This is a genomic window from Halobacteriovoraceae bacterium (genome assembly GCA_020635115.1).
Classification (GTDB): Bacteria; Bdellovibrionota; Bacteriovoracia; order Bacteriovoracales; family Bacteriovoracaceae; genus JACKAK01.
This window is the reverse complement of sequence record JACKAK010000018.1, coordinates 1-24,378: the sequence shown is the minus strand read 5'-3', so window position 1 is coordinate 24,378 and position 24,378 is coordinate 1. Positions and strand designations below refer to the sequence as shown.

Annotated in this window: 26 protein-coding genes and 1 pseudogene; 11 read left to right on the top strand and 16 right to left on the bottom strand. The window is 35.2% G+C overall.

Annotation, left to right across the window (positions count from 1 at the left end; genetic code table 11):
- Positions 1 to 115 precede the first annotated feature (115 nt).
- The 5 genes and pseudogenes from H6622_18250 to H6622_18230 all read left to right on the top strand — a co-directional run bounded on the left by H6622_18250 (position 116) and on the right by H6622_18230 (position 4,011).
- Positions 116 to 292 (top strand): hypothetical protein, encoded by a 177-nt coding sequence (locus H6622_18250; protein ID MCB9063471.1) that lies wholly within the window; start codon positions 116 to 118, stop codon positions 290 to 292.
- Positions 293 to 344: 52 nt separating this feature from the next.
- Positions 345 to 1,727 (top strand): annotated as a pseudogene (gene ltrA / locus H6622_18245) (group II intron reverse transcriptase/maturase).
- Between the two features lie 319 nt (positions 1,728 to 2,046).
- A complete protein-coding gene (locus H6622_18240; GenBank protein MCB9063470.1) occupies positions 2,047 to 2,649 on the top strand; it encodes a hypothetical protein in 603 nt (200 codons plus the stop codon).
- Positions 2,646 to 3,593: a nucleotidyl transferase AbiEii/AbiGii toxin family protein gene (locus H6622_18235; GenBank protein MCB9063469.1), complete on the top strand. Its 948-nt coding sequence runs from the start codon at positions 2,646 to 2,648 to the stop codon at positions 3,591 to 3,593. The genes H6622_18240 and H6622_18235 overlap by 4 nt, the downstream gene beginning before the upstream one ends.
- A gap of 223 nt (positions 3,594 to 3,816) precedes the next feature.
- The gene (locus H6622_18230) at positions 3,817 to 4,011 is read left to right on the top strand and encodes a hypothetical protein (protein MCB9063468.1); all 195 of its coding nucleotides are present in this window, start codon (positions 3,817 to 3,819) and stop codon (positions 4,009 to 4,011) included.
- Between the two features lie 237 nt (positions 4,012 to 4,248).
- Here the strand turns inward: H6622_18230 and H6622_18225 are convergent, their stop codons facing one another.
- Positions 4,249 to 5,748, bottom strand: coding sequence for an IS66 family transposase (locus tag H6622_18225; GenBank protein MCB9063467.1), 1,500 nt, complete (start codon positions 5,746 to 5,748; stop codon positions 4,249 to 4,251).
- A 45-nt stretch (positions 5,749 to 5,793) separates the two neighbouring features.
- Positions 5,794 to 6,045 (bottom strand): IS66 family insertion sequence element accessory protein TnpB, encoded by a 252-nt coding sequence (gene tnpB, locus H6622_18220; protein MCB9063466.1) that lies wholly within the window; start codon positions 6,043 to 6,045, stop codon positions 5,794 to 5,796.
- A gap of 79 nt (positions 6,046 to 6,124) precedes the next feature.
- On the opposite strand from tnpB, the gene H6622_18215 reads away from it, so the two are divergent.
- The gene (locus tag H6622_18215; protein MCB9063465.1) at positions 6,125 to 6,385 is read left to right on the top strand and encodes a transposase; all 261 of its coding nucleotides are present in this window, start codon (positions 6,125 to 6,127) and stop codon (positions 6,383 to 6,385) included.
- The gene (locus H6622_18210) at positions 6,370 to 7,305 is read left to right on the top strand and encodes an IS3 family transposase (GenBank protein ID MCB9063464.1); all 936 of its coding nucleotides are present in this window, start codon (positions 6,370 to 6,372) and stop codon (positions 7,303 to 7,305) included. The genes H6622_18215 and H6622_18210 overlap by 16 nt, the downstream gene beginning before the upstream one ends.
- A 117-nt stretch (positions 7,306 to 7,422) precedes the next feature.
- Here H6622_18210 and H6622_18205 read toward each other — a convergent pair whose 3' ends face one another.
- On the bottom strand, positions 7,423 to 7,746 hold the full coding sequence (locus H6622_18205) for a hypothetical protein (protein MCB9063463.1): 324 nt from the start codon (positions 7,744 to 7,746) through the stop codon (positions 7,423 to 7,425).
- Between H6622_18205 and H6622_18200 the strand changes: the two genes are divergently transcribed.
- Positions 7,745 to 8,233: a hypothetical protein gene (locus H6622_18200; protein ID MCB9063462.1), complete on the top strand. Its 489-nt coding sequence runs from the start codon at positions 7,745 to 7,747 to the stop codon at positions 8,231 to 8,233. The two genes, H6622_18205 and H6622_18200, sit on opposite strands and share 2 nt — an antisense overlap.
- A gap of 5 nt (positions 8,234 to 8,238) precedes the next feature.
- On the opposite strand, the gene H6622_18195 is transcribed toward H6622_18200, so the two are convergent.
- The 9 genes from H6622_18195 to H6622_18155 form a co-directional block, all read right to left on the bottom strand.
- Positions 8,239 to 8,691, bottom strand: a complete 453-nt coding sequence (locus tag H6622_18195) for a hypothetical protein (GenBank protein MCB9063461.1) — start codon at positions 8,689 to 8,691, stop codon at positions 8,239 to 8,241.
- 68 nt (positions 8,692 to 8,759) lie between these two features.
- Entirely contained in the window at positions 8,760 to 9,776 is a 1,017-nt protein-coding gene (locus H6622_18190) for a LysM peptidoglycan-binding domain-containing protein (GenBank protein MCB9063460.1), read from the bottom strand.
- 272 nt (positions 9,777 to 10,048) lie between these two features.
- Positions 10,049 to 10,408 (bottom strand): hypothetical protein, encoded by a 360-nt coding sequence (locus H6622_18185; GenBank protein ID MCB9063459.1) that lies wholly within the window; start codon positions 10,406 to 10,408, stop codon positions 10,049 to 10,051.
- 261 nt (positions 10,409 to 10,669) lie between these two features.
- Positions 10,670 to 11,611, bottom strand: coding sequence for a tyrosine-type recombinase/integrase (locus H6622_18180; protein ID MCB9063458.1), 942 nt, complete (start codon positions 11,609 to 11,611; stop codon positions 10,670 to 10,672).
- A gap of 204 nt (positions 11,612 to 11,815) precedes the next feature.
- A complete protein-coding gene (locus H6622_18175; protein MCB9063457.1) occupies positions 11,816 to 12,103 on the bottom strand; it encodes a hypothetical protein in 288 nt (95 codons plus the stop codon).
- Positions 12,093 to 12,428, bottom strand: a complete 336-nt coding sequence (locus tag H6622_18170) for a type II toxin-antitoxin system RelE/ParE family toxin (GenBank protein MCB9063456.1) — start codon at positions 12,426 to 12,428, stop codon at positions 12,093 to 12,095. The genes H6622_18175 and H6622_18170 overlap by 11 nt, the downstream gene beginning before the upstream one ends.
- 194 nt (positions 12,429 to 12,622) lie before the next feature.
- Positions 12,623 to 12,955, bottom strand: coding sequence for a toxin-antitoxin system HicB family antitoxin (locus H6622_18165; GenBank protein MCB9063455.1), 333 nt, complete (start codon positions 12,953 to 12,955; stop codon positions 12,623 to 12,625).
- Entirely contained in the window at positions 12,939 to 13,202 is a 264-nt protein-coding gene (locus H6622_18160) for a toxin HicA (protein MCB9063454.1), read from the bottom strand. The genes H6622_18165 and H6622_18160 overlap by 17 nt, the downstream gene beginning before the upstream one ends.
- Before the next feature lie 187 nt (positions 13,203 to 13,389).
- Positions 13,390 to 13,749, bottom strand: coding sequence for a hypothetical protein (locus H6622_18155; protein MCB9063453.1), 360 nt, complete (start codon positions 13,747 to 13,749; stop codon positions 13,390 to 13,392).
- 128 nt (positions 13,750 to 13,877) lie between these two features.
- On the opposite strand from H6622_18155, the gene H6622_18150 reads away from it, so the two are divergent.
- The 3 genes from H6622_18150 (at position 13,878) to H6622_18140 (ending at position 18,513) form a co-directional block, all read left to right on the top strand.
- Complete coding sequence (locus H6622_18150) at positions 13,878 to 14,093, top strand: hypothetical protein (GenBank protein MCB9063452.1); 216 nt, start codon at positions 13,878 to 13,880, stop codon at positions 14,091 to 14,093.
- A gap of 336 nt (positions 14,094 to 14,429) precedes the next feature.
- On the top strand, positions 14,430 to 15,692 hold the full coding sequence (locus H6622_18145; protein MCB9063451.1) for a hypothetical protein: 1,263 nt from the start codon (positions 14,430 to 14,432) through the stop codon (positions 15,690 to 15,692).
- Between the two features lies 1 nt (position 15,693).
- Entirely contained in the window at positions 15,694 to 18,513 is a 2,820-nt protein-coding gene (locus H6622_18140; protein ID MCB9063450.1) for a hypothetical protein, read from the top strand.
- A gap of 15 nt (positions 18,514 to 18,528) precedes the next feature.
- On the opposite strand, the gene H6622_18135 is transcribed toward H6622_18140, so the two are convergent.
- The 4 genes from H6622_18135 to H6622_18120 are packed head-to-tail and all read right to left on the bottom strand — an operon-like array spanning position 18,529 to position 24,308.
- Positions 18,529 to 18,804: a hypothetical protein gene (locus tag H6622_18135; protein ID MCB9063449.1), complete on the bottom strand. Its 276-nt coding sequence runs from the start codon at positions 18,802 to 18,804 to the stop codon at positions 18,529 to 18,531.
- A 10-nt stretch (positions 18,805 to 18,814) separates the two neighbouring features.
- A complete protein-coding gene (locus H6622_18130; GenBank protein ID MCB9063448.1) occupies positions 18,815 to 21,118 on the bottom strand; it encodes a hypothetical protein in 2,304 nt (767 codons plus the stop codon).
- 1 nt (position 21,119) lies between these two features.
- Positions 21,120 to 23,546, bottom strand: a complete 2,427-nt coding sequence (locus H6622_18125; GenBank protein MCB9063447.1) for a hypothetical protein — start codon at positions 23,544 to 23,546, stop codon at positions 21,120 to 21,122.
- 12 nt (positions 23,547 to 23,558) lie between these two features.
- Positions 23,559 to 24,308, bottom strand: a complete 750-nt coding sequence (locus H6622_18120) for a hypothetical protein (GenBank protein ID MCB9063446.1) — start codon at positions 24,306 to 24,308, stop codon at positions 23,559 to 23,561.
- Positions 24,309 to 24,378: the final 70 nt, after the last annotated feature.

Here is a 24,378-nt window from a genome sequence, read left to right as displayed (position 1 = left end):
CGCATCGAGCTTTGCGCCGGAGAAGGTAACGACTCAGGTGAAGTGTAAACAGAGAGAAGATAGGCCGTAAGCCAAGAGGCTGAAGCTATTGGGTCCCGTAATACTGAAATGGGTGATGGCCGACATTTCCGTAGAGATGGAAGGCAACATTGGGAAGTTGAATAAATGGGTACGAAGTCAACTCCCAGCATCCCCGGGATCGTCAGAGCATGGCATGTCTGAAGGTAATCTAGAGGAACACGGGAGATCCCATTTTCTCTTCATGGAAAGAAGTATCGATGGACAAGTTTAACAAACGAGGAAATCGAGACGGGAAGTGGGAAGTCCGAAAGACCATAGTACTAATGAAGCGAGTAACGACCGTGGAGGGAAGGGTCTTGGGTTAAGTTGACCTCCAAAGGGAAACGTTTATGAGTAAATCAAAGCTCAGTGATCAAACGGAAACAAAACTGCGGAGGATAGCAAAGCTATCCAGTGAGGACCCGTGTTTAAAGTTCAAGTGGCTTATGCCTCACTTTAACGTGGAGAATCTTACTGGTTGTTTCCATGGCCTTGATGGAAGAAAGGCCGTGGGAATCGATGGTAAAACGAAAGGAGAATATGGGAGGGAATTAGAAGAAAATGTTGAAAGTTTGATTGAAAAGATGAAGCGTATGTCCTACCGGCCCCAACCAGTGAGGGAAGTACTAATCCCTAAAGCTAATGGATCTTATAGGCCGCTTGGGATAAGTGGGATTGAGGATAAGATTGTACAATCTATGACAGCTAAAGTGCTTTCAGGAATATACGAGCCTATATTTTCAAATAACTCATTTGGTTTTAGATCAGGACGAAGCTGTCACAAGGCTATCAAAAGTGTTCGAAACTACCTTATGTTGAACAAATGTGAGGTTGTTCTTGATGTAGATCTAGAGAATTTCTTTGGACAAATTGACCATCAAAAGCTTCTTGAAATTCTGGCAATAAAAATTGAAGATAAGACCTTTCTTAGATATATTTCCAGAATGTTAAAAGCTGGAATTATGACAGTAAATGGGCCAAGACCTAGTCCTCAAGGCACACCTCAAGGATCTATAGTGAGTCCTATTCTCGCAAATATCTTTGCTCATTTTGTTATCGATGGATGGTTCGAGACGGTAGTTAAGAAGCACCTCAAAGGCAAAGCAGAGATCTTCCGTTATGCAGATGACTTTGTTATCTGTTGTGAACGGGAAAGTGATGCCCATAGAATCCTAAAAGCTCTTAAGGGTCGTCTGGGAAAGTATGGGTTAAAGCTCAATACTGAGAAAACCAAACTTATTAGATTCGATCGAAGGAAATACTCTGGCGCTCTTAAACAGGAAACCTTTGATTTTCTAGGCTTTACCTTCTACGTTTGTAAACGACACGGGGTCATTAAAGTTAAAACGAGTTCAAAAAGCCTCAGAAGTGGACTTACAGATCTCAAGAACTGGTTGATTAAAAACCGGTGCAAAATGAGATTCAAGGATCTCTGGGTCTGCACTTCCATGAAAATTAAAGGGCATGTAGCTTACTTTGGCGTAACATTTAATCATAGAATGATGAGTAACTTTATCTTTCAAGCAACAAAAATCTTTTTTAAATGGGTTAACAGAAGGAGCCAAAGAAGGTCCATCACTTGGAAAAATTTTAACAAATTTACAAGACTTTACCCAATTCCCAGGCCTAAAACTCACTTTGATCTTTACCAATGGCAATGCAAATGATTTAGTCTTCAGCCTATTGCCTTAATTGGGCACGATGGGTTGGAACGAGGGGCCAGCGGGAGTGATCCCCTGGTCTACTCAAGCACCATCTTCGTATTATTTTCTATTGTTCTTTTCCCAGATGCTAGGGCAGCGGAGAAATTTCACAATATTAGCTCTTTTTCCAAGGCCAAGAAGCAAGGAAATGAGAATAGATTTGTAAGCACATGCCAGTAACGTACCGATTATACATAACTACTTCTATGATTTGCATTTATTTTAGAAACTAAATTTAATGCATTTTTGGCCGATATGTGTTATTATAGTGATAGGAGAAAAAATGGAATATTCGAGTAAGCTTAATCGATTAAACCGCCTGGCCGCAAAACTCCCAGCAGGAAAAGTCTACAGGGCATGCGATTTTTCAAAATTTTCGACTTCTGTCTCAAGAGATCTAAAAGAAATGGTTGATAAAGGGTACCTAAGCTACCTTGGAAAAGGAATGTATTATAGGCCTAAAAAGCTTGGAAAATTTGAGGTTCCTCCATCAAGAGAAGAACTCCTTGCTAAGTTTTTAAAGACTAAAGACTTTATGGTGAGAAACGTTTCTGACTTTAACAGTCTTAGGCTTGGAACAACTCAGCTATTTAATGAAGTATATGTCTATAACAAAAGAAGAGCAGGCACTGTTAAACTTGGAAAAACAACATATCACTTTAAAAAGAAAAATTTCCCTTCAAAAAATTATGACGAATATCTTCTTGTAGATATGCTAAACAATCTTGAAAGACTTGGAGAAAATCGTGAAACGTTATTACAAAATTTAGAGCGTCGATGGAGTGAAGATCTTAATTTAAATAAAAATGTTGTCCTATTATTTGCAAAAAAATATGGTAAATACTGGGTAAAGCAATATCTAGGTCAACTGGGCGGTAAAGAGTGAATTTCTTGCATGAGAATATAAGATTTAACGATTTAATCTTAACCGTTAGTGAACAAAAAGGTATTGAGCCAGATTTAGTTGAAAAAGACTATTGGATTATGCATTGTTTGTGGGGCCTCCAAAATCTTGGTTTTGAATTTTACATGAAAGGCGGTACCTCTTTATCGAAGGGCTTTGGTGCAATTAATAGGTTTTCTGAAGATATCGACATACTTATTACACCACCTGATGGCCTTAGTGTTAAATCTGGGAAAAATCACATGAAGTCAGCTCATATTGAATCTAGAAAAAAGTTTTTTGAATGGCTCATTGAAAATATTGAAATCCCTGGAATAGTTAAAGTATGCTTCGATCCCTCCATTAAGCCGGATGGAAAATATCGTAATGGGGATATTTTACTTAATTACGACTCTATTGTTGAAAAAAAGGTTGAGAAATTAAAGCCAGGAATCTTATTAGAAGTTGGCTTTGACCAAGTGACCCCTTCTCAAAAAGTAGATATTTCATCCTGGGCCTATGATTTTGCGAAAGAAGCAGGACTTGAATGCAAGGATAACAGGGCCAATAAAGTAAATTGCTACAATCCTGAATATACATTTGTTGAGAAATTGTCAGCTATTTCCTCCAAATTCAGAAAACAACAAGAAACAGGACAGATGGATCGAAATTTCCTTAGACACTACTATGATGTTTACATGCTGTTAAAACGCGCTGATGTAAAATCATTCATTGGAAGCAAAGACTATTTTGAACACAAAGACAAAAAATTTAGGAAAATCGATGAAAAAGATCTCACTAAGAATGAGGCATTTATTATGAGTGATTCTAGTGTTTTTAATTTCTATAACAAAAAACACATTGAGAACAGGCCACTTCATTATGATGACATGCCGACATTTCTCGAAATAATCAATACACTCAGAAAGTTTTTAGATAAGTTATAGAAAGGGCCTCTATGAGCGTAAAAGTGAAGATTGTTCCAGGCTTCGATGACTGGAGACCTAATCCCAAAAATTTGTTTAGCCACTGCTTCATCTTCTATCTAGCGAAGAATTTATCTATACTAAATCAACTACTTGCAAGCGTAACTCGCTCAAATTTAAAAACACGTCACACTAAACCCTATTTCAATATACCTTTTATGACTTTTTTGATAGAAACTCCCACATGGGACAGAGTCAATCAAAAGACATTTCAACTGCCTTTAATATGCTTTGTACGAGCAAGAAAATAGAGGCTTACAACAACGATCTAATTGACTTAGACGAATCTGAATTAGAAGAGCTCTCTAAAAAACGTGTTGATTTGCTTGATGGATATTACAAACAAGAATACGGTGACAACATCATCACTCTACATTAACTAGCTAGCTCTCCTTTTAGCCTTTTTCTTAGTGACTTTTTTCTTGGACACTTTCCTCTTTGTTGTTTTTTTACCAGCCTTCTTCTTTGGCCTGGCCCTTTCTAGCTTAGAAGCTTGCTTATTAAGACTCATATCTAAAATGTCATCTAAAGTTATTAGGTCTATGTCGTATCCCTCACGGTAAACGGTACATAATCCACATATTGACTTGAGGTCAATTTATTATTCTACAATATCTTAATTTAGATACTGAGCGTTGATCTTCAAGGGCAGTAGTTTTTCAAAATTAGGGGCGGTTTTGGCCGCTGGGATTTTCTCTAGCATATAATTGAGATATTTAAAGGGTTCAAGTTCATTGTATTTTGCTGTTTCTATCAGGGAGTAAAACATAGCACTTGCTTTTGCTCCATCCACTGTATCAGAAAATAACCAGTTCTTTCTCCCAAGACAAAAGGGGCGGATGGCATTTTCAACGGCACTATTGCTTATATTAAGTTTTCCGTCTTCTAAAAAATTGATCAAATACTTCCACTCATTAAAAGTATAGTTCACTGCTTTTCCGGCCAGTGAGTTTGGTGTCAGTTTAGGGCGAAGCTCATCAATCCATTCTTTAAATTCCTTCAGTATCGGAAGCGATTTTTCTTGTCTTACTTTAAATCTTTCTTCATCTGAAAAATTCTGGATTTTTTCTTCTATCTTATACAGTTTTTTAATTCTTTCGATCCCTTTCTTCCCAATCCCCTTACCATTAGAACTTTTACTCGCATCAAAAAACTTACGACGACAATGATCCCAACATCCTAAACGAGTAAGATTACCTTCCTCACACGCCAAAGAATAACCATCGTATCCATCAACTTGTAAATGGCCTTTAAACCCTCTTAAAAGTTCAAGGGGGACCTGTCCAGATCTTGTGGGTGCGTAATCATATAAAACGATCGGATGATCCCCAGGTTTGTACCTCACCCACATATAACTTTTACTCGTTGCCTTCTTCCCATCTTCTTTCAAAACTAGAGTTGTGGTTTCATCCATTTGCAAGTAATTTGAATCCAGTAAAGTTTCTTCTAAAAAATTATAGAGAGGAACTATCAGATGACTCACCTTGATAATCCATCGACTCATGGTTTGGCGGGTTAAGTCAGCATCAATTCTTTTAAAAATCTTTTCTTGTCGGTAAAGAGGAAGAGCATCACAGTATTTACCCGTAATAATATAAGACAATAAACTCGCTGATGCCATAGTCTTAGGAAGAAGTTCACATGGCCCTTGTGCTGTTTTAAAAACACTTCTGTCTCCCACATCCTTCACATATTTTCTTTTGACTATTCTTCTGACAAATATTTCAGCGGGTTTAATTTCAAGTTTTTCAGTAACCTCATCCCCAATATACTTCATGCCAACTTTATCTTCTTCACTTAAATCATAGAATTCTTCTACTCTAGGAAGCTGTTCTGGTAGAGGTTTTCTGCCGCCTTTTTTTCTTTTATGAGCAGGAATATCTATTTCTGGAATTTCTTCATTTGAATCCTTCTCAAGAATATCTTCCAGTTCGTCAAAAAGTTGAATCTGATTCACGTCCTTTTCTGAACTTGAGGCGAACTTCTTTCGTCTCAAAAGCATGATCATATCTTTAAGGTCTTCAATGTATTTTTTGTTTTCTTTTAACTGTTGATCTTTCTGAAGAATCAATTCTTTTAATATATTAATATCATTTGGTAGCGACTGAACATTCATAATAAAACTACGTTACCAAAAGATATCTCATTGGCCAAGGCCAGATTAAACTTTTTTATAAATTAATTTTTTAAATGGTCTTTGCCATGGATCTAGGCCATACAAAAAGGACTCAACTTCCTTAAAATTCACTGCAATTGAGTCTCCTTCGAGATGGGTGGGCCATTTAAACTTTTCTTTTTCCAAGCGCTTATACCATAACGCAAAGCCATTTTTATCCCAGTACAGAATTTTAAGGCCATTTCTTTTTGAATTGCAAAAAATAAACAAATAACTGGAAAAGGGGTCAAGGTCCATTCTTTCTGACCCCCTATATACTCTGGACAATTTCCTCGTAAGGATTTTGTGTTAAAATTATTAATAATGGAGTTATTCAATGAAGTATTCAGAAGAACAAAAAGAAAGAATCTTAAAAGAAGTAGAAGAATCAACTAATATTGCTGCTGTTGCAAAAAAGCATAACATGCCAGATTCAACAATTCATACATGGTTGGCCAAGAGAAGAAAAGATCAGCCAAAGTCTGAAGCTCAATCCGAGCTAAAGATAGCTAAAAAAGAAATTGCTGATCTAAAACTTAAAAATATGATCCTTGAAGACCTTTTAAAAAAAACTCACAACTTGTGGGCGAACGATTAAGTATTGCCAAAAAATATATTGTTCAAGGACATAGCAAGACTCAAGTTTTCAAATACTGTGATATTAAATCTTCAACGTATTACGATTCTTTAAAATCAAAAGTTAAATCAAGTTATAAACCAGGTAGAAAACCGCCTGGTTTTTCTATCACCAATGATGGAGCTATTGTTTTAGATTCTACTATTAAATTTATTATTCAAAATTATAGAAAAAGAGAAGAATTTCAAAATGCAGGAGGTGCAAAAGCTCTTCACTACTATATCAAAAGAGATCACGAATTAATTGTTAATCACAAAAAAATTTATAGAATATGTAAGGAAGAAAAACTATTGCTCCCAAGAAATAAAAAGAAAATCAAACATAATAGAAAATTATCAGAAAATAGAAAAATTGATCGTCCAAACAAACTATGGCAGTTTGATATTAAAACAGGATACATTCACGGAGAAAATAAATATTTTTATTTATTGGCCATAATTGATGTCTTTAACAGAGAAATAGTAAATTATCACATCGGCTACAGCTGTAAAGCTAAAGACTTGCGAGTAACATTTAAAGAGGCCATAGATAAACATAATCCTAACTTAGATGACCTTGCAATTCGATCTGATAATGGTCCTCAGATGACATCATTTATGTTTTATCAGTATGTAGAAGAAATGGGTCTTGAACATGAATTTATTCCCATTAAATGCCCCAATAAGAATGCTTATATTGAAAGTTTTTTCTCTATTTTAGAAACTCAGTTTTTGCAAGTTTGGTACTTTAAAAGCATGAGTGATGTATTTGAAAAATTGGTTAATTTTATTGAATTCTACAATACCGATAGGTTGCATGGTTCACTAGATTATAATTCACCAATGGAGTTTAAAAATAAATTTAATAAAGGAAATTATCAAAGCTATCAAGTGTCAGCTTAAATGCCGAGAGATTTGTCTGGCATTAGGGGGTTGACAGGCATTTGATCTTGCACCAAAGAACTCAACCCCCATATACCCTTGCGGAAGTCCGTGCAGGGCCTATAGAGATAAATCTTTTTAAATTTTCTCAGGTTGAGGATCATTCATCTGTCCTATGAGCTGGGCAATCCAGCTGGCCAGTGGTAGCTGATCAAACGTTAAAAGTATTCCGTTAGACAAGGAGATCTGAAATTTATTTGTTTGATTATCAGTTAGATTTATAAAATCACTTTTTGGATTCTTTGTTTCCAGTAAACCGTGTTGTTTAAACCATGACTTCTGGGCACTGAGAGAACTTTTGTTAATTCCGTGCTGTTTACAATACTGGGCCTTAGATAAGGAAGATGATTCACACTGTTCAATGTGGTATTTCCAAAAAAGTTGAGATTTTGAGAGTTTCATGACTTTCCTCCTGAAAATATTATGTCATGAAACTAGTATCGAAGAGTTCGTCAACAAAAACGAGGTGCTGTTAACTTACCGCTTACGAAACAACGCTGGAGAAAGCGCTGGAAGCGGATGGGAGCAAAAAAGAATACACTATCTGTCAAATGGTACTGTCATTTGGGATTTCGGAGGAAATGTTCTTGAAAAAGTTGATTGGGATAAAAATAGTGCTGGATACGACAACTCCCCAATTGATGCTACAAACTCCTGGAAAGATGTATTAACTCTAGATGGTTCTTTTTCATCTAATGACGTTTCTCCAAACGGGTCGTATACACACTCTCAGTCTATGGGACAGTGGCAAGGCGGGTCAGGCGGTGGAGCTTTTAGAGGTGGAACTTATTCTTGGGGAAATAAATCCGGTATTTACGGACTATCAACAAACTCTCTGTCAACATATACTGCCGCAGATGTTGGTTTTAGATGCGTGTATAGACCCTAGAAAATTTACTTCCTGTCTTTTCTCTTTTTTATAAATTTATATGAATAGTATATAACGCAACCAATTAATGTAACGGCAAGACCAGTAAGATGATACATTTGCAATGTTGTGGGACTTCTTTCAATACCGTAGAGATAATTTATAGGCCAACCTTTATTTAAAACATAACATAAAATCAAGTCAAAAATCGCAGTAAATATTACTACTAAATGGAAATACCCGACAACTTTCTCAAAAGTTCCAATTTCAGCAAGATCTTTAACTTTTACATTCGGTCTCAAATAGTGAGAAAGTCTGCTTCTGTTTCTCTTTTTGCTTTGGTCATCGCACACAAAAATTGTTATGTATCCAAAAAAACGATGGTAAACCTCTTGTCTGGCAGCAATTGCTGCAGTTGTATAGTAGATAATATTATTCTTAATTTTTGGATATTTTTTATCCAAATAGAACCAAGTCAACAGAGGTCCAAATACGAAAAAATATATGCTACAGATTGCAAAAATCAATAGTGTTATAGTTTCAATTTTCAATATAGTTTATCCTTTGTTACAGGCTCATCAGGTTTGTATATCAGATCTGATGTCCCGCCGCCTAAAAGACCCCCAGTGTAGCTTCCTAACGCACCAGCAATAAAAGAAACACCAAATTCACAAACGAAAGAACTAGTGCTCGCAGTATATAATCTAAGTGAATATGTACAGACACCATAAGCTGCAAATTTAGCTGCTGCTGCCCCAAACAGAATTCCACCAGCCTGCTCAAAAGCAACCTTAACCCTATTATTTTCTGCATGAGAAACTTTGTATAGGCCAATAATAGATTCAATCATGAACCCTGTTCCAATCGATGCCGCTTTTGCTTTTCCAAGATGTTTTACAGCATTTTCTGTATATAATATTGCCTTTTTTGGTGAAAATGTGTTTGGAAAAACCAAGTGTTTCTTTAAAGGATTAATATATCCTTTATAATTCAACCCTTTTATTTGTGCTATAATGAGATCATTCATAGCACTTATTTCTTTCTTGATTGGCCCCTTATCCCAAACATCCTGAAGCATTGCTGCTAAATTATTGCTAGAACCTTTAAATTTATAGCCTCCATTATTTACAAAGTCTGTAAACCTTTTAACCGCTTTTAGATATTGTCCAATTACGCTATCTGATGCAGCAACTGACCCAGAAACAAAGAGTCCAAAAAGATCGAGAGACCCTTGATTTCTGCTTATAATATGTGACATCCCTATTGGTATATGTCTAAATATACTCTTCATTAATGCGTGATGAGCACTGGTATAAATTTCAGAGTGTTTTTTCTTATATGTAGCAAGATCTATCATTTGCCATGGCTGTATTCTATTAGGATCTTTTATATGAGGATTATTATGAAGTACAATATCTATGAGATAATTTATTTCAGACCAATTAAGATTCGGACTATGAGGCAAGTCATCATACGAAAAGTGATCTGTGATAATTTGAGATAAGGTATCTCCAGGCTGAACCTCATAAATTTTATAAAAACTACTTGGTCTCACTTCGATCATTTTTCACTCCAGTTAGAATATTTTTAACTTTAATATCATATTTAAGTGTCCAATCGAGAGAATATTGCGAATTTTTCATACTTGAAATTTATAAAGGATCAACTATCAGTTAGTTGTCTGAACTTAATAATGATCTTATTACTATTTTTATTTAGTCTAAGAATATTTCAATGAACTGAATATTGCTTAGATTTTTAATTTTACACTATCTTATTCGAGAGTTTAACTAGTCCATCAGTTCCTAGAGTGTCAAAAACTGCCCCCCCTATATATTAGCCTACAATAACACCTGACTGAGATTCGGAGTTTTCTTCATTTTCTTCGATTTTCTTTCCTGGTGTTCTTTCAAAATCAATTTGGCTTAAGCCATCTCTTTTTAATTGTTCTCTATCGCAATCTAAGACTTTTTCTTCTAATATATTTAAATTCATTAATTTATTTATTACATCATTATGAATTTCTTTAATAAGATGCCTGATACTGTATGGTTTTTTATCTTTTTCCTCTATGCAGTATCCAAGATTACCCTTTAAATCATTATCAAAAATTTGAAGATAATCGTTCAAAACCCTTCTCTTAATCTGTATTAATTCATACATCGAATTATTACCACTCTTAACCACATCGATCATTCCTTTTTCCCCTGCTACATAGAGCTCTGCTGCTGTAACTATATTGTCATAATGACCATAAACCCAAAATTTAGTCCATTCTCAGAGTGAGTCTCACTGTGTTAAAAATAAAACAAGGAGACAATAAAATGAAAGGCAAAAAAATGAGGCCCTTGATAATTTCAATATCCAGCTCATTCGTGTTCCCATTGAAAACGTCGATGATGTCACTGAAGAATTTCTACAAAATACTTTTTCAGAAATTCTTAGAAGATAATTCTCCTAAGATTTCTTAAAATTCAGCGAGAGTAGGGGGTTATCTTCGATTTTTTCTTCTCGCACCAGATAACCCTTAGTGGTATTAATGTTCGAATGCCCAGAAACTTCAGCAACAGACTCAATCCTGTGACCATTTTCCAAAAGGTTTGAAATCACCCCTCTGCGAAACGAATGTAATGTCTTATCAATATCCATATCTAGGGCCAAGAGAGTCTTTTTAAGCATTTCGTGGACAGATTCACGTCTGATAGGGGAGTCCAGCCTTTTTTTGACGGCCGTAAAAATATAATCATCTTCAATTTTTTCTCGTCTTCTCATTAATTCTTTTAATGTACTCCAAAGCTTAGGGTGGAGTGGAATTTTTCTTATTTTTGAACCCTTGCCTTTAATAATGACTACTTTTATGTCATTTTCTGTTCGTATGTCACATACGCGCACATTAACGACTTCACTTATTCTGCATCCAGTGTAGGCCAAGAACGTAAGAATCGTTTTATTTTGTAAAGACTGCGTGGTTACACCATCATAAAATTCACAGATGCTTTCTAGCTCAGAATCACTTAGCCCAGTTTTTGGCCTAATTGATTTCGCCTTTGGCCTCTTAACCCCTAATGCCGGGTTTTCATCCATAAGCTTGGCATTTATGAGTTCTTTAAAAAGTGAAGATAGACTAGAGAGTTTTCTGTGGACAGTGTTTGGGGCATAATGATTAATAATTGAATCTCTATAGTCAATTACGTGGTCTTTCGTTATTTCATGTGGGCCATTTAACCGAATATTCCTAACTTCTAAAAAGGCCGCAAAATCGTAAAAATCTGTGGTGTAGGCACAACGTGTATTTTCAGAGAGAAAGTTTTTTAAAAAGGTAGATACTGTAGTGGCCAGGTCCGTTTTTTGCTTTTTAACAACTGAATTTTCTGAATCCAAAATGATCAAATTATCCATGAACAGTACCGGTTGAAAGTTATAACTAATTTTAACATACAAATTTTTATAGGCCAATACCTAACATAATTGACTTTATGTTAGGTAAAAAATCACGAAAAATTCTGGGAATTAGGGTCGCTGAAAGACCAAACATAACGGCCTTTATGTTCGCTCTTTTTTACGGGAAAAAACCAGAATTTTGAATGCAAAAAATTGAGTTGATTACGCAACTTTGACAGTTAATTCACAACCAATTTTTTTCAGAATAAACTCTAAAGTTGTAGTTTTGATATCATTATTAGGATTTATCACTCTAGATGTATTTGAAGGGGCCATATCAATTAATTGGGAGAACTCTTTATTTCCCATAGATTTTGCTATCAAATAAACGGCTTCTCGTATCGAAAGACCCTCATCTTCTACAAGAGTTAAAAAGAACTCTTGTCTGTACGATTTCTTTTTTAACTTTTTAGCAACGTCTTCTGACCATTCTTGTGTTCTATTGGCCATTTTTATTACCTCCGCTTTGCAAGTAATCACTTAAATAATCACGAGCTTTTTCAATATCTCTTTCCTGAGATCCCTTCTTTCCACCAGCAAAAAGAATGATCAGCTCTTTGCCTTCAAAAGTGAAATAGACTCTGATTCCAGAACGATGGATGAATCTAAGCTCAAAAAGACCACCTTTTAAGGGTTTATAGTCTCCAATATTATCCATCAGTTTTATTCTGGTCAATCTAGCATCTATTTTCGTTTGCTCGGACTTATCGAGTCCTTTATACCATTTCTGAAAGGGTGAATTTCCTTTCTTGTTAAGATATTCCCTGATCTTCATTTGACAATATTATCATATATAATAAATATATCAAGTGATAATTATTATATATGATAATATGTTGAGAACATACGAGAATTAGCATTTTTAAAGGAAATGCGAAGCGTATTTTCTATAAGTCATAATAAATAATATATCTCATAGAAGGTATTTTTTCGGAAGCGCAATATAACTGTTTTTATATTGCGTCTTTTTTACAACTTATTTACTACGTATTGATTCATTGAAATTCCCTGAAGATTAGCTTCCATAGCAATCTTTCTGTGTTTTTCAGGAGGCATTCTCACTCTGAATTCTCCAGAGAATTTCAAAAGATTAAATGGTTCTGGAATTTTTTCACCGTCTTCTTTCATTTGCTCAAGAATATTCTTGAGAGCAACTTTAATTTCTTTGAGTGCTTTTTCTTGAGTTTTACCATGAGCTAAAACTGAAGGGATTTCAGCTGATCTCGCAATATAGATTTTATCTTCTGGATCATACTCAATTTGATAGGAGTACTTAGTAATATAATTATTTATTTTTTCCATCATTTTCCTCCAAGATGCCTTTTAATTTTAAAAGGGCCTCTCTCACCTGTTCCACTTGATATTTTTTTGCTTTAGGCCCATCTTTTTGTATATTGATCCAAGGTTTTCCTTTCCATGGAGTCTTGAATGAGTGGTGACTTCCTTTAATATTTCTTATCTCAAAAAACTCTTCACAAATTTTTAAAAGATCCTTGAATTTCACGTTTTTTGGACTCTTTAAAGCGTCCAATGCTTTTTCTATATCCATCTAACAATGGTATCATATATAGCACCATTGTCAATATCGGAAATCTACCAAAAAACTTAAATTGGTCCATATGGCTGATTTTACTACAATTTTCAGCCATGCCAAGACTAGGGTAGACCTCCAAAATGGCCATTTCAGCTAAATACGAGGTCCATTTTTTGGGTCATTTTTAGAATTTCTTTGGTATTTAAACAGAAGAGCTTTTGGCCAGCTCTTTTGCAAAGATAGATATAGCCTTGGCCTCTACTCCCCTATTTTCGGCAGTTAGAATTTCAGACAATAGCAAAAGCTGGCTCACGTATTGGGACCTAGAAAGATTATGTTTCTCAATTAGGCCAATTGCCTCAGTGATCGATTCTTTTGCATTCTCTAATTCATTGAGGCGAAAAGATATTTCAGAGATGGCCTCTAAAATTAGAGATTTTTCCATTGGTGAAATATCTTCAGAAACTTTGCTTTTGAGATCACGCAAAACTAATCTTGCTTCATGCGTAGAGCACGTCAGTTTTCTAGCAGCAAGGACTTGAGGGGTTAGGGTCAGTTGCATGACCCTATTGTACTAGGTTTTCTCACCTGTTCTTCTAAGTAGCTGGTATGAGAACTAAACTTATTCTAATAGTGACATTTTGCGAATATCTAGTGGCAAATTTTTGAGTTTTTTGACAGAAAAAGTGAATGAAAAACAATATTATTAGTGACTTTATAAAACATTTCGAGATTCCTCTAGAGCAGCAATATACTCACTGTAGTGAATGTGAAATTCGTATGCACTACTCCAGGGCCGACATTATTGGCGACAGAGTTATTTGTCCAAAATGCTTAGATTTCATGTGGAAATTTGAAAGATGGAAAGTAGAAATATTCAGCGAGGACGAGAATACTCATGCTTAAAAAGTGAAAACACCCTCGCTGAATGAACCCAAGAAGGTCTATGATGAAGACTTTGTGGTTTTCATATTATTCGGCCATCATTGTGTATTCATTAAGTAATTCACTAATTTCTGAAAGTAATTGCAATTATTGCCTCTTAGAAATATCATGTGATATCACATCACTACCCTCTTCCTGCCAACTATATTAACCAAAGCGTTTACAACTATCGCAGGGAGAGGGTACTTTAGTGCTTCTCACCGGAATTTTCTAACCCCCTGATTTAATAGGCAACAAAGCTAATTCTCGCCTAAAACTTGACCGATTAGTTCTTTGAATCAGACAAAGGATAATAAAATGAAGTTATTGATTATTTTATCAATTTTGGTGGGTGGGATGAATTTATATGCTTTTGGTAGAAATGAATATTCATGTCTTTCTTGCGAACTAAGAACAAGAGTTCCTTTTGTTGACGATGATCCTGAAGGATTAAAAGGTATACAGCAACTTCTTGGTCTTCCCTTTGACAAAATTTCAGGACAAAATCTTTCAAAAGATGAATTAGAATACTGGAGACTTAAGAATAAATACATAGAAGAAAAAAGATTCTTTCTGGGTAAAGTACGAGATCTTATGATGCAAAACCTGAAAGAACTTCAAGGACTTTCTAAACAAGATATCACTGCCTACTGCGGCGATGTGACACCTCCAAGAAAACTAAAAAAAGATATTCTAAATGCTAAAAGTCAATGTTCTGACAAGGCCGGAAAATATCTTATTTTTAAATACAAAATTAAAGTTAACGGGAAATTAGAAGAAAAACACGTCGAAATAAAGCATGAAGACTATATCAAAGATTATTTAAAAGGTTTAAAAAAACTAGAAGATAAGATTAATTCCAAACTAACTTCACTTCAATCGAAATTCAAAAGTAATAAAACAAAAAAGGAACTATACACTGAAGAAACAATAATAATGGATCTTATGAGTAATATGCTAGATAAAAACTTAAGTTATCTTTCAGTTTCAAGTCTTAGGACTATTTCAAATAAAATGGGTAAAGAAGTTAGACACGGATATAGACTTATGAATAACCCTCAACCTGCCACTTTTTTACTTGGATTAGAAACATTGGGAAAGTACGTCTCTCCTAATGAGCCTGAATTTGCTTGGAGAAAGGCTCGAGGAATAACAGGATATACTAGCGGAAAAAGTGATGCAAACCCAGATGGGTTGCCAAAATGCCCGGAAAATGAAATCTATGGAAAAAAAGATGGTAAAATGTTTTGTTACTTTGAAGAGGTTAGACTACCAGAAGATAAGCAAAATCAAAAAAAAGGCCGAACAATGCTAATTTACAATTATGAAAACAATGGTAGCTATCAAAGCTCAGTAGACTTAACTGATTATGATGCTCGATCTGGGCATCGCTTTATACCAAAAGCAGAATTGAGAGGTAAGGTTTATCTATACTCAATATTATCCTACGATTATAAACGAGGCGTAGAAGGATTAAAAAAAGAATATAGCAAATCACCTGATAGTGACTATAAAAGTGTTATTTTAAAGAATAACTTTTTTAACGGTGTTCCTGGATTTGAGTTTTTTGAGATAAATTAATATGAACAGAACTATTATATTTTCAATATTCACTCTACTTTTGTCACAAAGTGCTAACTCTTTTTCTTTCGAAGAAGCAAAAATGAAAGCGCGTTCTTTTCTCAATGAAGTATTTGAAAAAAGTGAACACAATCCAAACTCTGGTTTAAAAAGAAGAATGAATATTGGAGAATGCGGAGCTGGACACACCCCTTACAACTGCGAGTTTCCTAAAAGAAAAAAAAGACAGCGCGGGCCAAGAAAAAAACCACGTAAAATAAAAGATGACACCACTCGGATTGGCACGTTTTTAAACCAAAAAGGAAACCCTACAGTCACATTCAAAACTGTTAAATATTATAATGAGAACGGAAACAAATTGGCCACGGTAGTAGCAGTCGATAAAAAGACAGGCACCGAGATACCTCTACATAAAAGGCTTTTTGAGATTCCTGGAATTTTCACTAGAGATAACTTAAGAGAATTCTTTCAATTCTTAGAAAAACAAGGGAGCTTCTTTGACTATCTATTAGACAAAGGTAGACCTGTTGAAGAGGCCTATTATGCCATATGGGACCAACTTCCAAACGACAGATATATTGCTCCTCACGATTTTATAAACCTTGCAACAGAATTCAAACTTTTGTTTAAAGCTGCTAATGAAGGAACTAATCCTCCAAGTAAAGGGTGCGAACAAGAGGTTAGAGTCTTTAGATTTAGCGAAGAAAAGAAAATTTCAAGATTTAATAGAAATCATAATAAAAAAGGACATTGCGTTTTCACAGGGAGAGATTTTAAGAAGCAAGAAGAAAGACTTAAAAAAGTTATTAATGGAGAAGATGCAACATCTTTCTTTTTGAACTTGAATTTGGATTTTAATATCATTAGCAGTGCATATGCAGGAGATTGGGAGGATTTCGAGTCTTCATGGGAAGATTATGAATCTCCAAATGGAAATAAAACCTCCACAACTGAGTTAACTATCGATCTAAAAAAACAAAAAAACACTGAGAATTCAAAAGAAGATGAGAATCAAATACAACAATTGGAAATCACTCTTGAAAACAGAAGCAGAGCACTCAATCAAAACAGCACGGTTGAAAACTTTGCAGATGCACTGACAAATCCAAAAATAACTGAAAAAGGAATATCAAGCTGGCTTGATCAGGTCAAAAAGAGCCTTGAAGATTGTCCTCCTGAACTAATCGACAAACTAAGAAGCTCTCTTGACCCCAAAGATCAAGCATTGGCCGATGAATATGAAGAAAGACGCGCCTTCGGCGCAAAAGCTGTCAGCCTAGCTGAAGGTTGTGATAGTGGGTCATTAAAATCATGCATTCTAACCCATGAAGTTAGGGGATTACTCCCAACAGATGCAGAAAAACTGGAAACCTCAATACAACAAGATGCTGTGATACAACAGTTAGCTGATATCAACGGTGAAGTTAAAGAAACAATGAATATAATTTCTGATGATGGCGAAGTAACTGTAGTCCAGCAAACAAGAAAAGAAGTAGCTGAAAACGGGTGGAAAGATCTACGAAATCATGAACAAGACCCAAGTGCATACAAAGATTACTCAGATATAGAAGATCCCGAGGAGAGACTTGCTGTTATTTCAGCTGATTTAGAGTTTGCAGCTGCCCAAGATGGCAAAAAGCTAACGCAAGAAGAAATACTCACCCTGGCCAACCAAGTATCTCAATCAAAGGTCCCAAGAATTAATTTTCAAAATGCGTCACCGAATAGAAAAGTAAAAATTCCAAGTTCAAACTCAAGTTATACGCAAAAAGCAAGAAATTCATACAGAACAAGAATTAAAGAATACAAAGTTAATCAAGAAATTAAGGCCAGAAAAGAAGAAATTAGACAGGAGTTAGGGGAAAACGCTACATTCGAAAAGCTCAGAGAAGCTTTTAATAATGATCCAAAAATTAATGATCTTAAAACAAAATTAGACTCCTTAAAAAAAGAAGGGGAGAAACTCAGAAAAGAGACTGAACAAAAAAGAGAAGAAATAAAACGTGACTTATTTCCAGATGAATTCCCTGGGCCCTCTCCTACACCTCCCCCACAAAAACCACGCAAAGAATCTTTAGGCAAAGGTAGACCGAGTATCAATCCTAATGGAGGCGGTCAAAAACGAGCCTTTAACCCAAGAGGAAATAGTGGAGGTAGATCAGGAGGAATTTCACATGGAAGCAGCGGTGGATCAGGGCCAGGCAGCTATTCACCAAGTGATTACTCTTATAATGATAGCTCTAATGACAGCAAGCCTGCTTCATCTCCAAGTGAAAGTGAAGTCAAAAAAGAAACCTCTAAAAACAAAGAAAAAAGTGATCCAAAGCTAGTCAGTGGCCAAAAAGAAGAAAGCAAAAAGAAAGATGCCTCTGGGCTGTCTTCCGAAATAGACGACGCAATTAATAGTGACACTAAGAATAAAAAGAATGAAGAGAAAAATCAAAAACTTAAACCAATCCAAGAACTCGTGAAGAAATTGAGAAATAAAAAAGAGAAAGGCCTAAGACCAGGGGAAGGAGAATATTTATTTGACAAATATGGCCACTTTGATGGGAATAAAACGATTGTCAATTTCAATGTAAATCTTTTAGATCAAAGTGATAATATTATACAGACAGTTATCAGCAGAGGATTAGATGAGGCCACTTTAAAAGACAGATTTTATATTGTGGACAGTTCTTTAAATGAGCTCGCAGAATTTAGATTTCAGGGCAAAAAGGGATTTCAGCTTTACAGTAACAATCCCTTTTCAGTTCAACTGAAAAATAATGGCAAGTTAAAATTTTTAGAAAGCTTTAATGCTGCATTATTTTCTGACTAAGGACTAGATAACTTATTACTTAAGTTTTTCTCTAAGAGTCAAGTAATGGGCCCAGGCAATTTTCCCCTTACAGTTACCGTTCAAAACCTTTACCTGAAACCACATTTTGTTCTTAATCTTACCAGTTTTCTTAACTCTTGTCCCGTTTTGAGTCGTGCAATTAAATCCATCAGGATGACCATCTTTAATCTTGTCTACAAGCGTGACCATGCCTGTGTCATGATTTTCCAAGTAATGATCTGCATGTGTAGCCGTAGAAATTAATAACATTAACAAAACAACATTTCTCATTCTTTTCTCCTCATTTATTATTTGCGTTATGAACCCATGAACGAATTACTCGTTGCATTGATTGTTGTTTATAGATTTCTAGCTCTTTAAGTTTTTTTAGGTCTTTTGTTTTAACTGACTTTAGAAGGGATCTTTTTTGCTTAAGGATCTTGCTGATGACTTTAAGTTCATTTTTCATCACTTTAAGTTCAGCCTTCGTTAACGAAGTGAAATCGATTTTAAGACTTTCTAGGTTTTCATCACTCAACTCCTGTCCTTTTGAAGCAAAACTACCTGAGTAGATTTTTTTAAGAATTTCATAAAGTTTTGTTCTTACTCTTTTATTCAGAAACGGCGTGATTAATGCGACATAAGCACCTAGAGTTAACGAAAGTCCCAGTAAAGCTGATGAATAGAAAATGAACCCAATTTTATTTTCAAAAAAACCTTGCTCTGTGAGAAAGTTTCCAAAATCAGAACTTAATATAGATTTATAAAGCTCAGTGTTACTGAAATGAGTGGTGTCCCCTGTAAGCAACACAAGGGAAGAGATTGAGGTAATCGCAAATACAGTTGAGAGAGTGCCTGCAATGTATTTAGAAATTCCTATTGCCTCTTTTACTTTTGGGTCATTTTCTTTCATTTTAGAAAGTTCTGTGAACAAAAGATTCAGGGACTGCATGGACTCAATATATTCCTCTTCAAGTGCCATAAGGTCATTTTCTAGACCTAACAGGAGAGAGCTTACCTCCCCTTCTAAGTGAAATTTCACCCATTCAGTATGATATCTCGCAATTTCATTTTCAATTCGCTCAGCGATTTCACTAGATTCAATTTCTAGCTCACTTATATTTCCGTCGAGATCTTTAAGGATATTTTGAGCTATAAGAGGTGCATCGTCTGCAGCTATTTTTTTAATCGCTTGGTTGTTTTTGAGGTCATCTTTGTACTCGTCAGTTAGAAGATTAACAGATTCTTCACTCTTAGTATGATACATCATCTGTTCTTCATGAAGCTCTTCAATTCTTGCTCTGAGTTTTACAATTTCTTTATCGTGAAAAAACTTGGTCTTGTTTCCCTCAACTTTCTTGTATATGTGCGCTGAGATATCAATGACATCTTTAATTGTATTTTCACTAAAAAAGGGGTCGTTAAAATTATCCATTAGTTCAGACGTTTTAACGTTATAGTACATCTGCACATATTTTAAGGACTTCTCTCTTATGGCAAGATCTAAGATAAATTCTTGGTAATCTTTTAAAAGAGTGGCGTAATCATCACGGATTCTAGAAATCTTAAGATTTCCTGAAAAATCAGCGTGATTAAAGATTGTGTCCATAAGATCAAAGCCTTTAGATTTTTCGTAAACCCAACTTCCAAGAAATGCATCCTTAAACTGATCGTTTAGACTATTCTCAAGCGCCATTTTCCCAATCATTTCTTTGCTTCCGCGTGATGCCACTAAGAATATTTGAAGTTTTCTTTTCTTTAGTAGCTCCTTGAGATACTGAACTTCGAACTCATATTCATTATCAACTAACAGGATAGCAATATCGGCGTCTTTCACTTCTTTAGCAGTGAGTGCGTCTTCGATATTACTCATTGACAGAGGTTCTATTTCTTTAAACCTGTAACCAATTTCACCTTGTCCCATATTGATGAAGTTAATTGCCATATCGTGTTCGCTATAATCAAACTCATTTGGGTCTTGAAAAAGGGTTTCACTGTTTTTTGGACCGAGAGCGTCTACTATTTTCTCACGCATACTTCTTGATTCTTTATCACTTTTGAAAGCACGCTTTCCGTGTTTCTTGCTGTTATTTCTTGAGGTGAGACTAAGGTCTTTAAGGAGCCTTTTTCTAAAGTGAGTTGAGCCACCAAGCATGATAACATTATTCGTGTTGTCGTAGATTGATTTCATTAACTCTTCATATCTATTCGCTACCCCTCTAAAGGCGCTAAGCCTTTCATCATCCATCTGAGCAATTGCGACTTTTTGCATCCTTTCAGAATATTTAGTCGTGGCATCTTTGAAATGAGTGAGACTTCTAATCAGTTTTTCAGCGTGATCGAGACTTTTTTTACCTTGCGGAGTTGAATTGTCCATTTCCTTTAGAACTTTAATAAGTTTTTTTGCGTCATTAATATTTTTTTGAATGACACTCCCGTTGATATTCTCCATGAGCAATTCTTTACCTCTCAATTGAAGAGTTTCACCTTCATGGGTATAACGAGGGGTAAGGAGATTTTCGCATGATTTGATACCCGCAAAGACCTCTAATGAGGCAAAATTAAAGATCATCAAGTAGATTGATGTTTTTTTTAGTAAATTCATTTTAAATTCCTTTATGCTCGGCGTGAACATCTGAAATAATTCTTTCAAGCTCATGAGCTGAAACGGGAGCAGTTGAGTTTTTAACTCTGCTCATAACAACATTGGTCATTTTCAAGACTTCATTGTAACCAGGCAACTTTTGTGAGTTTGCTTCTAGTATTTCTGCTTCCCTCACCTCTTTGAGATAGAGGTTTGCAAGAACGACATTTGCTTTCAAATGTGTATCGGTGAGAGATTTTTTAGACTCCAAAGCTGAAATCATTTTGTTGCTGACTTCTTTTTCTTGAATATCTTTAAGTGAATTCTTGTAGACCTTTCTCGCAGCGCAACTCACTCTGGCCGGAGTAATGAGATCATGAAGTCCTTTAATGGTTAAGTATGTCGAAACAGCTAAAGAAGTAGAAATGAATCCATTTAAATAAGGAAGGAGCTTTTTCAGCTCTTCTTTTCTTTGAGATTCATTTTCTCCAGTTTTAGGATCTTTAGCAATATTCACCCAGTTTATGGACTCTTCACTTGTAGCAATCAAGTAGATTGTCCCGACAAAGGAGCCTATCGCTAGAGGAATCATAATATCGCGACAACCTCTAGTGATTTTAGAATAGAGTATTCTACTCGTTACAGAGTCGAGGATTTCAGACTTTAACTTTCGCTCAAAGCCTTTTTCTTTCTTCTTCGTTTCAAAGATGCCAGGCGGTTCATCACGAATAAGGACTTCAACTTCGCCATTAAGAGCAGCAATACCAGGTATCAAACCATCTCCAACTAAAGAATATTCACCGCCTAAAGATTCTTTAATCCATTCTTTGTATTGATTATTAAGTTCAGACTCTGCAAGAGACTCAATTTCTTGTTCATTTAATTTAATTTTTGCTTTTGCTAAATCTTTTTGGATTAAACTAACAGTACTTGTGAACTCTTTTTTAACCATCATAGCGTCAATTGATCCAAGCATTTTTAAATAGCGCTCCCAGCGAATTTCAGCTTCTGCATTTATCTTTTTTTCAAATCTCTCACTTGGATCTATGACACTGACCTCTTTTTTTCTTTTGAAAAGATTATTTAATGAAAAAATGCCGTTTACAGTGCCACTAGCTAGGTTAACGGCACCAACAGCTGCTTTTCCAAGTTTTGTATTAAGTAGCCTTTCTATTTCTTTTTTAACTGATTCTGGTATACCAAAAGGACTTTCAGTAAGTTGACGTGACCATTCCTTGGATAAGTTGTGAGTCACAGGTCCATCAAGAACTTCTCTTGCTGAATCTGTTGCGTTTTTATCAACGTTGATTGCAATCAGCTTTTGCACTAAATTTAAAGTATGTTTTCTAGTAACAGATCTTTTTGTGAGACTCGTTAGATAAACTAAAGTCTTTTTAACGAGCTTGACTGCACGACTTAATTCATTTTCTCTAACTCCTGATTCAATCTGTGCGATAACCTCACTAAACTCAGTAGAGCTTAAAACAGATTCATTTGAAAAAATAAGATCCCTTTGAACAAACTGTCCATCAACAATGGACCATGCCCCGAGAGTATTTTTTTCATGAACGATTTCACCAAGTAGATTTAAAGAAGTATTTAGTAGTTCATGATCAATTTCAACAGTTCCAAGTGAATCACTTACAAAAAAAGCGATTTTTTTGCCTTTCTGTCTCTTAAGGATACTTTTTAAATACTTTAATTCTAGCTCATTTTGTTTAGTATCAGCTGTTAAATTAATAAATACATAATCGCTAGATTTGGCGTAACCTGTGTACTCAATAGCATCCTTTTTAAAATACTTTGAAGAAGGTGAAGTCACAAAATGAACATCTTTAAAAGCGGAGGTGAAAGTTTCGTGAATGAGTTCATTTGGAGATTGCCCTAGATCTAAGCTCATTAAATCTGATTTTGAAACATATCCGTCATTCTCAGATTTTTTTGTGGCAATATGTCCTTTTTTCACAGGAAATAATGAATAGAGCGTGTCTTTTTGATAAGAGGATCTATTCTCTGAACCAAGATTTTCAAAAAATCTAAATGAAAATGGCACATGGTCTGCCTGAGTGGCACTAGAATCACCAATTATCCTTTTCACAAGGTCAATCTTTTCATTTTGGCCTGCTCCGGCCACAAAGATTCTTGCCCCGCCTAAAGAAAGGGAGAAGATTTCAGTTTCTATCTCTAGAAGTTCTTTAGAATCCTTAATTCCTAGCTCTTGGAGAACTCTTTTCGTTTTGTAAACCAACCCAGTTAGTTTATTGATATTAAAATCAACTGAATCCGATTCAACAAACTTCTCCATTACTTTGTTAAAAATGTTGATCGGAGTGACTGAAACCCCCTTCTTTAGGAAATATTTTTCGCATGATTTCAAATCAATAGTTGTTTCAGTATGAGCGCCAAAACTCATTAAGAGCAAGGCGCTTGTAAGCATAAAAGATTTCATGATAAATACCAGCTATGCTTTCGGGGGAGCGTTTTTTAAAAGATCGTGAAGAGTCTTTTCTTCCTCTTCGTTTTCTTCATTAAAATACAGCTCTTTGATGGTCACATAGACTAAATAAGAAAGACCTGCAACACCTCCAATAATGGCCATTGGAACAATGGTGTATTTAAGAACAACCGCTGCTCCAATGGAAGCAAAAACCATGAGACCAATCATCTGGCCATCACTGAAGTGAAAAAATTCACCTCTAGGGTCATTTTCAAGTAATTCATCAAAAGAGTCTAAAAAGGACGCATTTACTTCGTCTAGAGTGTCTTTCACATTAAGAACAAACACGATTGAAGCATATTTTTTTGAAAAGTCCTCATCATAAGAACTCATGACAACTTTTAACTCATCTCTATTTCCCCTTACCTCTTTAAATTTGAATTTGATTCCAATTTTTTCATAATTTTCAGACTCTAAAAGTACAGTGACACTTTTTTTCTTTTCAGATATTAATTCCAACAAATTGGCCTTCTTATTATTGGAATCGATAAAGTGTTTTTTTTCCTCACTATAGATTAAGACGATATCTTCTCTTGATGTTTGGCTTGGATTCATTTGAACCTGATTAATAGATTTTTCATCATTAGAACTAGTCTCTTCGGTTTGCTGAGTTGGCCTATCTGACTCCGCACCTTCTGTATTTGGATCTGGAGCCTGTGCATAGCTCGAAGCAATTAATAAAAAGCTAAGTAACAAAATTAGTTTAGACGACATTATACCCTCCTATCGACTAGGTTAACTATGCTCTGGCCCACATAGTCTCCTTGTGATAGGAAGTCCTATG